Annotated in this window: 10 protein-coding genes; 4 read left to right on the top strand and 6 right to left on the bottom strand. The window is 44.7% G+C overall.

Annotation, left to right across the window (positions count from 1 at the left end; translation table 11 throughout):
- The first annotated feature begins 3 nt into the window (after window positions 1-3).
- Entirely contained in the window at window positions 4-1,134 is a 1,131-nt protein-coding gene (locus ACFPIK_RS12075) for a glycosyltransferase family protein (RefSeq protein WP_377915578.1), read from the top strand.
- Window positions 1,135-1,136: 2 nt separating this feature from the next.
- On the opposite strand, the gene ACFPIK_RS12070 is transcribed toward ACFPIK_RS12075, so the two are convergent.
- Both ACFPIK_RS12070 and ACFPIK_RS12065 read right to left on the bottom strand, forming a co-directional pair.
- Window positions 1,137-2,372: a M56 family metallopeptidase gene (locus tag ACFPIK_RS12070; protein WP_377915576.1), complete on the bottom strand. Its 1,236-nt coding sequence runs from the start codon at window positions 2,370-2,372 to the stop codon at window positions 1,137-1,139.
- The gene (locus ACFPIK_RS12065) at window positions 2,372-2,737 is read right to left on the bottom strand and encodes a BlaI/MecI/CopY family transcriptional regulator (protein ID WP_377915574.1); all 366 of its coding nucleotides are present in this window, start codon (window positions 2,735-2,737) and stop codon (window positions 2,372-2,374) included. Before ACFPIK_RS12065 ends, ACFPIK_RS12070 begins: the two co-directional genes overlap by 1 nt.
- Window positions 2,738-3,058: 321 nt before the next feature.
- On the opposite strand from ACFPIK_RS12065, the gene ACFPIK_RS12060 reads away from it, so the two are divergent.
- On the top strand, window positions 3,059-5,731 hold the full coding sequence (locus tag ACFPIK_RS12060) for an MGH1-like glycoside hydrolase domain-containing protein (protein WP_377915572.1): 2,673 nt from the start codon (window positions 3,059-3,061) through the stop codon (window positions 5,729-5,731).
- Window positions 5,703-6,305, top strand: coding sequence for a ribonuclease HII (locus tag ACFPIK_RS12055; protein ID WP_377915570.1), 603 nt, complete (start codon window positions 5,703-5,705; stop codon window positions 6,303-6,305). The genes ACFPIK_RS12060 and ACFPIK_RS12055 overlap by 29 nt, the downstream gene beginning before the upstream one ends.
- A gap of 227 nt (window positions 6,306-6,532) precedes the next feature.
- Here the strand turns inward: ACFPIK_RS12055 and ACFPIK_RS12050 are convergent, their stop codons facing one another.
- From ACFPIK_RS12050 to ACFPIK_RS12035, 4 genes are all read right to left on the bottom strand, one after another.
- Window positions 6,533-6,979, bottom strand: a complete 447-nt coding sequence (locus ACFPIK_RS12050) for a hypothetical protein (RefSeq protein ID WP_377915568.1) — start codon at window positions 6,977-6,979, stop codon at window positions 6,533-6,535.
- 90 nt (window positions 6,980-7,069) lie between these two features.
- On the bottom strand, window positions 7,070-8,458 hold the full coding sequence (locus tag ACFPIK_RS12045; RefSeq protein WP_377915566.1) for an NAD(P)(+) transhydrogenase (Re/Si-specific) subunit beta: 1,389 nt from the start codon (window positions 8,456-8,458) through the stop codon (window positions 7,070-7,072).
- Window positions 8,455-8,742, bottom strand: coding sequence for an NAD(P) transhydrogenase subunit alpha part 2 (locus ACFPIK_RS12040; protein WP_377915564.1), 288 nt, complete (start codon window positions 8,740-8,742; stop codon window positions 8,455-8,457). Before ACFPIK_RS12040 ends, ACFPIK_RS12045 begins: the two co-directional genes overlap by 4 nt.
- 16 nt (window positions 8,743-8,758) lie before the next feature.
- Window positions 8,759-9,883, bottom strand: a complete 1,125-nt coding sequence (locus ACFPIK_RS12035) for a Re/Si-specific NAD(P)(+) transhydrogenase subunit alpha (protein ID WP_377915562.1) — start codon at window positions 9,881-9,883, stop codon at window positions 8,759-8,761.
- Between the two features lie 454 nt (window positions 9,884-10,337).
- On the opposite strand from ACFPIK_RS12035, the gene ACFPIK_RS12030 reads away from it, so the two are divergent.
- Complete coding sequence (locus tag ACFPIK_RS12030; protein WP_377915560.1) at window positions 10,338-11,804, top strand: Gfo/Idh/MocA family protein; 1,467 nt, start codon at window positions 10,338-10,340, stop codon at window positions 11,802-11,804.
- Window positions 11,805-12,091: the final 287 nt, after the last annotated feature.

Below are 12,091 nucleotides of genomic sequence, written 5' to 3'. Positions count from 1 at the left end.
GCCATGAAATTTGTCTTTTTGGTTCAGGGTGAAGGTCGTGGACACATGACACAGGCACTCTCTTTTGCTGAATTGATCCGGTCGCAAGGTCACGAACTTGCAGCGGTAGTAGTGGGAAAAAGCGAACGCAGAGTTATTCCTGACTTTTTCCTCCAAAAAATCGGAGCCGAAGTATTCCCTGTCAGCAGCCCCAACTTTGAATCTGACGGGGCTGAAAAGCGAATTTTACTTGGAAAGACCATCTTCAAAAATTTGGGTAAGCTTCCCAAATTTTGGAATAGCCTTGAGCAAATAAATGAGATCCTAGAAGAAACCCAACCTGACTTTGTGGTGAATTTCTACGAAGCTTTAGGTGGCTGGTACCACCTGTTTTTTCAATCCAAAGCGACTTGGTGGGCCATCGGGCACCAATACTTGGAAGCGCACCCCGAGTTCCACTTTGCCAAGGGTAGACCTTTGGGGAAATTCCTCTTTCGAACCCACACCCGAATCACCGCAATGGGTGCAGAGGAGCGATTGGCACTTTCCTTTCTGCCGAAAGAAAATTACGGAAACCTACAAGTGGTCCCACCCTTATTGAGAAAGGAAGTCAAGCAATTGTCCGGCTCAGAAGAAAATTTTTACCTAGCCTACATGGTCAATTCCGGCTATGCCACAGAAGTACTAGATTTTGCAAACAAACATCCTGAAATCAGCATCAAAGCCTTTTGGGATAAGAAAGAGGCAAGGGAAATAGAGCAACCTTTGCCCAATCTCAGCTTTCACCGCGTCAATGACCAAACTTTCCTTCAAGCCATGGCAGCCTGCAAAGGACTGGTTTGTACCGCGGGATTTGAATCCGTATGCGAGGCGATGTATCTGGGCAAACCGGTCCTCATGATCCCAGTAGCAGGACAATACGAACAAGCCTGCAATGCATTGGATGCGGAAGCTTCGGGTGCGGGAATGGCCTCAGATAGCTTCGACTTTGGGAAATTGAAAAACCTGACTCAATCCAATTTCGAGGCTAGCTTGGAAGTCCGAACATGGAATTTCGCCTGGCCAAGGATCTTGCGTGACCTTATCGAAAAGCACACGATTGAAAAACAGGTCTTTGAAAACAGAGCAAACCCAACCTCACCTGCATTCAGCTAAACCTAGCAGGCCATGTTTTTCCGTTCTTCTTCGGTCAGGTCTTCTATCTTTTTATAGATGACTTTCCCATCTTGGGTTAGTTTGGCAAAAGGAAAGGATGGGCGTTTGACTTGTCTTCTTTCTTCTAGAGAAAGTCTTGCAAAACCAAGTTCCAACAAACGAAAATCCCCTTCCATGCGAATAATTTCTTCTTGAGTAAAGGTGGAAAAAAGCCGATTTGCATTGATTTGGGTTTGATACTTACCGTAAAGCGCTGTGTAAGTTGATAAATTTTGAGAGGAAGGAGAAAAGGCCACACTCTTTTTTGTCTCAGAGGTAGACTGACTATTCTCGGCTTTATCAGCTACCACCTTTGTCGAGAACAGGAATCCAGAAACTAGGATTAAGGAAAATGAAAGCACTATCAACGCCCATTTTTTTCCTTTTGGAGTGGTTTTATTCATCATAGCAAATCGTTTTTTGGTTAATGGAAAATTCAAACTACTGCCAAGTGCAAAGACTTGCTGACCTGAAAGAATGGAAAGCAAAAGCGACTGGTACTCACTGACGGGCAATCGCTGGATGACTTGCTGATCAGCGATAAATTCATGGTTGAGTCGGATGGATTGTATCGCGAGGTACAAACCTGGATGAAACCAAAAAACCACCAATAATGCCTCGATAAACATCACATCCCAGCTGTGTCTCTCGCGCACATGACATTGCTCGTGGAGAAAGACCGCTTCGGAAATCCCATACTTTTCAAAAGCATTCTTTGAGTAAAAAATGTATTTCAAAAATGAAAACGGCGAGACAAGTTCTGGAATCAACACCAAGGTTTCCTGACGGTAGGTCACGTTAAGGTTGCCGTTGACCTGGTTAAAGATCAATCGAAGATTTCGTAGAAATCTGACCAAAAAAACAACCACACCGATCAAATACACCGTCCAACCGATTTCCTTCCAAGGGATTTGGACCTTGTCAGCCCCATGGTTTTCTCCTTCCAAAACCGGCATTTCTACCACCGCTTGAAAAGGCTCAACTGAAGTAATTTCCTCTGAGTAAACATCTTCCAGAACAAGTGAATTAGCCTCTTCTTGCGCTACCTCAATCGTAACCATAGGAATCAAAAATGAACCGATCACCGCAGCAAGCAGGAAAAAGCGATTGAACCGATACAGCACTTCCTGCTGGAGGACAAGACGATGAAACAGCAGCAGGAGAAGGAGGCAAAGGATGGATTTGAGCAAGTATTCCATTAGTTCTTGCGGTTAAGTTGGTCGTCGATCATGGATTTAAGTTCTTGAAGTTGGGCTTCCGTGAAGGAGGTTTGCTGCGCAAAAAAGGAAGCAAACTGGGCAGGAGAATCGTTGAAGAAGTTTTTGATCAAACCCTGAATATGCTTTCCGAAATAGGCCTCTTTGGTCACCAAAGGGAAGTAAGCCCTGGATTTGCCGGTAGATTCATAGCCTACAAACTGCTTATCCTGCATCCGCTTGAGCAAGGTAGAAACTGTCGTAGCAGCAGGCTTGGGTTCGGGATAGGAATCAATCAAGTCCTTCAAATAGGCCTTTTTCAATTCCCACAGGTAGTTCATCAATTCTTCTTCAGCTTTAGGCAACATAATTTTAAGTATCAATATTCTACAAATGTAGAATACAATATTATTTCTACAAGTGTAGAAGAAAAAATAATAGCGAATTTGGAAAAAATCTTGAAAATCGGGCGTGGTAATCTAAACGTCTGACCAAAATTAAAAATCACTCCACCCTTACATATCAATCGGTTTCCTTATTAGAAATGAATAAAATCTTCTCCATCGCAATTGCGGTTTTGCTCAAAATCTGAAATAAACTGCACATTTTTATTCCGTTAGATTTGATCATTTTGCCCTTTAATTGGTTGAAAATGATAATTTCGACCCCTGCCTAAAGGAGAATAGTACATGTCAGCTGAATATATACGATTACAAGAAGATAAGGAGCGCAAAAAGCATTGGAAGAAGTGGGGCCCCTACCTCACCGACAGGCAATGGGGTACCGTTCGCGAAGACTATAGCCCTGATGGTGCTGCTTGGGAAAATGTAACCCATGATGATGCAAGAAGTAAAGCCTATCGCTGGGGTGAAGAAGGGATCGGTGGCATCTGCGATCATCGCCAAATCCTTTGCATGGCTTGGGCATTTTGGAATGGAAAAGATCCATTTATCAAGGAACGGTTTTTTGGTCTGACCGGAAATCAGGGTAATCATGGAGAGGACGTTAAAGAGATCTATTTTTACCTAGATTCCACGCCTACTCACAGCTACATGAAGATGCTCTATAAGTATCCTCAGAGCGAATTCCCCTATCAAAAACTCATCGATGAAAATAAAAAAGCCGGAAAACTCCAGACCGAGTACGAACTGATTGACACGGGAATTTTTGATGAAGATCGGTATTTTGACATTTTTCTGGAATATGCCAAAAACGATGTAGAAGATATTGTCGCTACGGCTACTATCCACAACCGAGGGCCTGAAGAAGCTAAAATCTGGGTCATGCCAACGGTTTGGTTTCGTAAATTTTGGTTTACCGGGCACGAGCCTTTCATGCCCAAAATCACCAAACTCAACGAGCATTCCTTTAAAGCCTTTAATCCCAAGTCAGGCAATTATATTTTTAATTTCTGCGAGAGTTCCAAACTCGTCTTTTGTGATAACGAGACCAACAGAGAGCGCCTCTATGGAATCCCAAATGAGCGAAAGTACACCAAAGACGGAATCAATGACTATGTCGTCCATGGCGATGCTTCTAAGCTAAACCCTGCAAACGTAGGCACCAAAGCCGCTGCACTTTATGAATTGACCATCCCAGCTGGAGGACAAGTCCAAGTAAAAATGAGGATGCAGCACCAGATAGAGGAGCAGCCACTCAAGTCTTGTCAGGAAAGTGTGACACTGAGAAAAAAAGAAGCGGACGAGTTTTACAACAGCCTTCAGGAAAACATCACCGATCCAGAGCACAAATCCATTCAGCGACAAGCTTATGCTGGCTTGATGTGGTCCAAGCAGTTTTACTACTACGATGTCAATCGCTGGCTGGAAGGAGATGCAGGAAGGTACCAACCTCCTCAGCAGCGAAAAAAGGGACGAAACCACACCTGGACCCACCTCCAAAACTTTGATATCATCTCCATGCCCGACAAGTGGGAATACCCATGGTACGCGGCGTGGGATCTTGCCTTTCACTGTATCCCAATCGCAAGAATAGATCCTGAGTTTGCCAAAAACCAGCTTTTACTCCTGCTGAATGAGTGGTACATGCATCCCAATGGACAGATTCCGGCTTATGAGTGGAATTTCTCTGATGTCAATCCGCCCGTCCATGCTTGGGCGGTGCAGCGTGTGTATCAGATAGACAAAAAACGCAACGGTGGGGTTGGCGACAGGGAGTTTCTGGAGCGTGCGATGCACAAACTGATGCTCAACTTCACCTGGTGGGTCAATCGCAAAGACAATGAAGGCAACAACATTTTCGAAGGTGGTTTCTTGGGATTGGATAATATTTCCCTTTTTGACCGAAACCACGCCCAATACTACCAAGGGAAATTAGAGCAGGCAGACGGCACTTCCTGGATGGCGATGTTTTCGCTCAATATGCTGCGCATTGCCTTGGACTTGTGTGAGTTCAATACGGTCTATCAATTTAGCGCGACCAAGTTTTTGGAGCACTTCCTCTACATCGCCGGTGCGATGAACAACATCTCCTCTGAGCACATTTCACTTTGGGACGACGAGGATAATTTCTTCTATGATATTTTCCACTATCAGGGAAAAGAACCTAAAAAACTGAAAGTAAGGTCAATCGTAGGTTTGATCCCATTATTTGCTGTTGAGCCGATTCGGGAAGACTTGTTTGATAAGCTAACCGAATTCAAAAAGCGCTTGGACTTTTTCCTACGGGAAAAACCAAAACTCGCCGCACTGGTATCAAGCTGGATTCAACCTGGCTACGACAAGCGTCGCTTATTTTCTCTTCTTCGGGGACACCGGATGAAAAGCGTACTTCATCGCATGCTGAGTTCGGATGAATTTCTGAGTGAATTTGGTATCCGCTCGCTTTCCAAATACCATGAAAAGCATCCTTATGCGATGAAGATCAATGGAGATACCCTTTCCATCAAATACACTCCGGGAGAATCTGACACCCGAATGTTTGGAGGTAACTCCAACTGGAGAGGTCCGATTTGGTTTCCAATCAACTTCCTGATCATTGAGTCCCTGAAAAAGTTTGACTACTACTACGGAGGAGATTTTTCCATCGAGTATCCTACTGGCTCGGGGAATTTCCTTACGATGGATATCATTGCCAAAGAGCTTTCCCTTCGCTGCATGAAGATCTTTATGCGCAATGAAAACGGCGATCGCCCTGTCTATGGAAATCAGCGCAAATTCCAAGAAGATCCTCATTTCAAGGATTACATCCTTTTTTATGAGTATTTCCATGGGGACACGGGCAAAGGTCTTGGTGCTTCGCATCAGACAGGCTGGACGGCCCTCGTAGCCGAAATGATTCACAAGTATTACAAACCTTCCTACGGCCACAAGGATGTCACTTCTCCCCTATTTAGAAGCTAATCGAATTGAGGCAGGTTGCGATGAAGTAGGTAGAGGCTGCTTGGCAGGCCCTGTAGTGGCGGCTTCTGTGATTTTACCACCGGATTATCACAATCCTTGGATCAATGATTCCAAAAAGCTGAGTAAAAACAACCGAGAGGAACTCATTTCCGAGATCAAAGAACGATCCCTTGCTTGGGCAATTGCAGAAGCCAGTGTAGATGAAATCGATCTAATCAATATTCTTCATGCCTCTTTCTTGGCCATGAAACGAGCCGTCTTACAATTAAATCAAGTTCCTGATCATCTATTGATTGATGGAAATAGATGGAAATCCGACCTGACTATTCCATTTACCTGTGTGATCAAAGGAGACGGAAAATTCACTTCCATCGCAGCAGCTTCCATCCTAGCCAAAGTGTATCGGGATGATTTGATGGAGAAATTGGCAATCGAATTTCCCCACTATGCCTGGGAACGAAATGCCGGCTATCCCACCAAAGCCCACAGAGAGGGAATCGAAAAACATGGAAGCACCATTTGGCACCGAAAAAGCTTTCAACTGCTTCCCAGTCAATTGGGACTCGATCTATAAGCATTAAACCCGCAATATGCATTAGACTTCCTATTCCGAGCCCAATATGCTTCAAAATCAATCGCTTTTCTGCATTTAACTCATTCACCAGAGCGGTGCTATGACTCATTCGTTAAATGCTTGATTTTCTTGCATTTTGAGCTCTCACTACGGATCCTAATGCATAATGCGGGTTAAAAAAGCCTCCAAAGAATCTCCGGAGGCTTTCGGTTTATTTTAAGGGCGAATTATTTCTTAATGCGTTCGAAGATGAGTTTTCCCGTATTGGCATTTTTGCTGATAGGCTGAAGGACGAGTTTGTCAGGAGTAAACTCCACAATCTGTGCGAGTCGGTCACCTTTTTCGTCGTGAATCAATAGTAGATTTCCTTCACTCAGCTCTACTTTAGCTTCTTTTCGAACAATGGTTTGGTCCTGGAGTTCGATGTATTTCAGCTTTCCTCCTTCCAGAAATTCATACACGGTGTTTTCCAGTCTGAATTTGATTCTGGCGTCCATGCTTGCACGTTGGGCAGGAGTAGCATTTTGGTATTGAGGCGAATAGACAATTTTTTCCATCCCGTCAAAATGAACCAACTGCCAAGATCCGATCAATTCTTTGTAATCAATCATTACGGAGGTCATCCAAATAGACCACATCATCCCACAGGCAGCGAGAAAAACAGAAATTTTCATGTCGCTCACTGGGCAATTATTTTGCCAAAGTAAAAGAGGCTGGAAAATGAATTTCCAGCCTCTTGTTAAGGAAGTAAATTAATCTTTCAATCAACTCATCTCTTTCAATTCTCCCACCACCTTGGTGATGGTCTGTTTGGCATCGCCAAAAAGCATGAGACAGTTAGGATAGCCAAAGAGCTCATTTTCAATCCCTGCATAACCTTTGCCCATACTACGCTTAGAGACGATAACTGTTCGGGCTTTGTCTGCATTCAAGATCGGCATTCCATAGATTGGGCTGGCAGGATTAGTTCGTGCAGCGGGGTTGACTACGTCATTGGCACCGACCACAAAGACAATATCCGTATTCGGAAAATCGTCATTGATCGCTTCCATCTCGATCAGTTTGTCATAGCTGATATTTGCTTCTGCCAAAAGCACGTTCATATGTCCCGGCATACGTCCTGCCACCGGATGGATTGCAAATCGGAAATCAATATTTCGTTTTTCGCATTGCTCCATCAGTTCGCGGATGACGTGCTGCGCTTGGGCAACTGCCATCCCGTAACCAGGAACCACAAGTACGGAAGAAGCTGAATCAAACAGCATCGCTGCTTCCTCCACTCCTACTTCTTTGATCACGATCTGCGGTCCGTCTGCAGCAGGCCCTGCGACTGTTTGGCCAAATCCACCCAACAGTACATTGGTCAAGGATCGATTCATGGCCTTACACATGATCTGAGTCAAGATGATACCTGATGCACCCACCAAGGATCCAGCTACGATCAACACGTTATTATTAAGGATAAAACCAGTAGCACAAGCAGCCATCCCCGAATAGGAATTGAGCAGTGAAATCACCACCGGCATATCCGCTCCTCCAATGGGGATTACAATCAAGATCCCTACCAGCAGGGCCACAATAACAAGGAGGGTGATATACATGGGATCCACTTGATTGAGATGCGTGAAAACTGCGATCACCACAAATGAGATGAGCAAAATCAAGTTGAGGGCATGCTGCCCTTTGAAAGTGATGGGCTGACCGGACATTTTCCCATTTAGCTTGAGCCATGCTACTACCGAACCTGTAAAGGTCACCCCACCAATTAGTACCGATGCGATGATACTGACTGAGTTGACCATTTCGATTTCCACAGCCTGTACTTGGGTTTTGAGAAAATGATCTGAAATGGCCACACCGAGTGAAGCCAATCCACCAAAGCCGTTAAATAAGGCTACCATTTCCGGGATTTGGGTCATTTCTACCTTTTTGGCATAATAAAGCCCGATCGCTCCACCGAGGAGCATGGCAGCCAGCATCTCCGGAAAAGTAGCCAAATTCAGATTGACCAGAGTGGCTGCTATTGCCAAGAGCATACCGACAGCCGAGATGACGTTCCCTTTTCGGGCATCTTTCGTTTTGCCAAGAAGTTTGATTCCGATAATGAACAGAACCGAAGAAATCAGATAGGCGATTTGGACGAGATTGCTCATTTTTTCTTAAACATTTTTAGCATACGATCTGTGACAGCATATCCTCCGACCACATTGATGGTGGCAAGGACAAGGGCAAGCAATCCCATCCACTTGCTCAGGGTTGTAAATCCCAATTCCGAAGTGGCAATCAAGGCACCGACAATCGTTATGCCTGAGATGGCGTTGGAACCCGACATCAATGGGGTGTGAAGTGTAGGCGGTACTTTGGTGATCAATTCAAATCCCAAGTAGCTCGCCAATACCAACACATAAATCAAAATAATCAGTGCTGAAGCATCCATAGGTTTATTTCAGGGTCTAAGCTTGGAGAATACTTTTGGTAAATGGATGGACAAGCTGTCCTTCGTGGGTAATGACAACACCCTTGGTGATTTCCTCTTCCATGTCAAGGTTGAGCCCAAGAGGATTAGCCAGATGAAGTAAAAGCGTAGTGATATTGGTCGCATAGAGGTTGCTGGCATTGACTGGCAGCAACGATGGCAAATTCGACTCTCCAACCAGAGTCACGCCATGCTTGACTACGGTTTTATTCTTTTCCGAAAGGGCGCAGTTGCCACCCGACTCCACCGCCATATCGACGATGACCGAGCCTGTTTTCATGCTTTTGACCATTTCTTCGGTAACCAGAATTGGAGATTTTTTCCCCATCACCAAAGCCGTAGTAATGACCAAGTCGGCATCTTTGATTTTGTCACGGATGAGTTGCTGCTGCTTTTCAAGGTATTCGGCAGATACTTCCTTAGCGTATCCGCCTTCTACTTTAACACCTTCCGCACCTTCTACTGTTAGGAATCGCCCACCGAGTGATTCGACTTGTTCCTTGGTTTCAGGTCTCACATCGGTACATTCCACGATCGCACCGAGCCTTTTGGCAGTAGCAATGGCCTGAAGCCCGGCTACTCCTGCTCCGAAAATCAAGACTTTGGCAGGGGTGATCGTACCGGAAGCTGTCATCATCAGGGGGAAAATTTTCCCAAGGTGATTTGCTCCCAAAAGCACGGCTTTGTATCCGGCCAAGTTGGCTTGGGAAGAAAGTGCATCCATCTTTTGAGCACGGGAAATGCGTGGTACAGCATCCATCGAAATGGACGTGATCGATTTGGCATTCAGTGCTTCGATGATTTGAGGATGCTGATAGGCATACATAAAGGAGATGCATGCCGATTTGTCTTTCATTTGGGCGATTTCTTCGGGAGTAAACAGGTTTACTTTGAGAAGCAAGTCTGCTTGGAATACTTCTGAAGGAGATCCCACTTTGGCTCCTGCATCCAGGTAATCCTGGTCAGAGAAATAAGAGGACTGACCTGCGCCTGACTCGATGATGACCTCAAATTCTTTCTTTTTCAATAGTTTGACTGCATCGGGGCTCAATGCCACACGATGCTCAAATTCCTTGGTTTCTTTGATGACTCCAATTAGCATTTTTTATGTTTTACAGGGCTATTGCAAAATTTATTTAGGGTAATCAAGATAAAGCTAAAGAATGCTTGGCAAAAGAGAAAAGGGATCAAATTGACTTTTGAAGGATCTTTGAGAAATTATTGCCTCAATAAAGCCCAATTTCATCGCTAGGCTTTACCGTAATCGATTTCTAACAGCAACTCACTTTCATTAAACTTTTTTCAAAAAAATTACGGAATCCTTACCGATCCGTCTGCCACTGTCGGTTTTTATTGATTAAAATTTTCACCCTACTAAACCACTTATCCAATTTTTTTGAAAAACTTACTGTTTGATATCCACAAGGAATTAGAATTCGCTATTTTAAAAATCGATTTAAGGAAAACTCTATTTTCTTGGATTAATCGTCACTCTTCCATTCATTCCAAACAAGTCAAAAAACCCTAATCCATAAATTCTAATTGACATAAACCCCATGAAGAAAAATGAATCTCCCTCCTCGGGTCAATCCCGGAGAGACTTTATCAAAAATGCGGCGATCGCTTCGTCGTTTTTTATTGTCCCACGCCACGTGTTGGGTGGGTCAGGCTACACCGCCCCTTCTGACCAACTCAACCTTGCTGCGATTGGAGCGGGTGGAAAAGGTAGAAGTGACATCTTGAATGCCTCCGTCAACGGACGAGAGCGAGTGGTGGCACTTTGCGATGTGGACTTTTCGGGTTCTGCCAAAGACTCGGTGAAAAGCTTTCCAAATGCTAAGCTGTACGCTGACTACCGGAAAATGCTCGAGGAGCAAAAAGACATCGATGCGGTGACTATCTCCACACCTGACCACGTGCATGGCCCTGCTGCCAAATTTTGCATGGAGCGAGGCAAGCACGTATACGTGCAAAAGCCCATGACACACAACATCCGTGAAGCCAGAATGCTCACTCAAATGGCACGCGACCAAAAAGTCGTGACTCAAATGGGTAATCAAGGTGCATCCAACCCACTGATGGACATGATCCGAGGTTGGATGGATTCCAATAAAATCGGTAAAGTCTCCAAAGTACAAATCTGGACCAACCGTCCGGTATGGCCTCAGGGTGGTCCTTTCCCTAAAGCAGATGCAGGCAAAAAACCAAGCGAACTCGAATGGGACCTTTGGCTGGGACCGGCACCTGAGATCCCTTTTACTCCAAACCTCCATCCATTCAACTGGAGAGGCTGGTGGGATTATGGAACAGGCGCACTTGGTGATGTGGGATGTCACTTGATGGATATTCCGTTCCGTATGCTTGGACTGAACTATCCAACCGATGCAGAATGCTCTGTGGGATCGGTATTCTCTCAGATGTGGACCGCAGATTACAATCCGGAAGGCTGCCCCGCTTCCTCATTCATCACACTTCACTATGGCCCAACTGCCAAAAACCCGGTTCCTTTGGAAATGACCTGGATGGATGGCGGTATCCGACCTTCACATCCTGATATCATCCCTGCAGATCACGATCTAGGTGGCGCCAATTCAGCAAATGGCGTCATGATGATTGGTGAAAAAGGAATCATCACCCACAACATCAACGACAGCTCGCCACTGATGCCAAAGCTTTACCTATATGACGGCACACAGGAATTTGGTCCGGATCGTATCGAAGGTACCGAGCCTGAGTACGGACATCAGCGCAAGTGGGTGGATGCCTGCAAGGCAGGATTTGGCTCGGCTGAACACAAGTCCTTGACTTCATCATTCGATTACGCCGGACCGATGACTGAGACGGTATTGATGGGTAACTTGGCTATCCGAAGCTACATGCTGAAGCGTCAAAATGCACAGGGTAGAGATGAATTCTTCGGTCGTCGCAAGCTCCTTTGGGATGGTGAAAACATGCGCATCACCAACTTGGAAGAAGCCAATCAGTTTGTGGGCAGAACCTATAGAAAAGGATTCGAAGTATAATTCAGTAGGCGGTGGTCAGTTCCGATAGCTATCGGAATCAGTGATCAGTCGCAGCAAACAGAAAAAGATCAAAAATGAAGAAACCGTGGGTGGAAACGCTCACGGTTTTTTTATAAAAATCACACCTGTAATTCAGGTAAAACCCACAAAAACCAATTCATCCAGACTTTGATTTTATCTTCATTTAGAAAAATTATAACATAAAAAAGTGGATTTTGACTCTATATTTTTACAGTTAGTATCATGTTTACATAAATTTTTATTCTTTTTTCTATTATTTTTTGAAA

The organism is Algoriphagus aquatilis, from assembly GCF_042657405.1.
Lineage (GTDB): Bacteria > Bacteroidota > Bacteroidia > Cytophagales > Cyclobacteriaceae > Algoriphagus > Algoriphagus aquatilis.
This window is presented reverse-complemented; position numbering and strand designations above follow the sequence as displayed.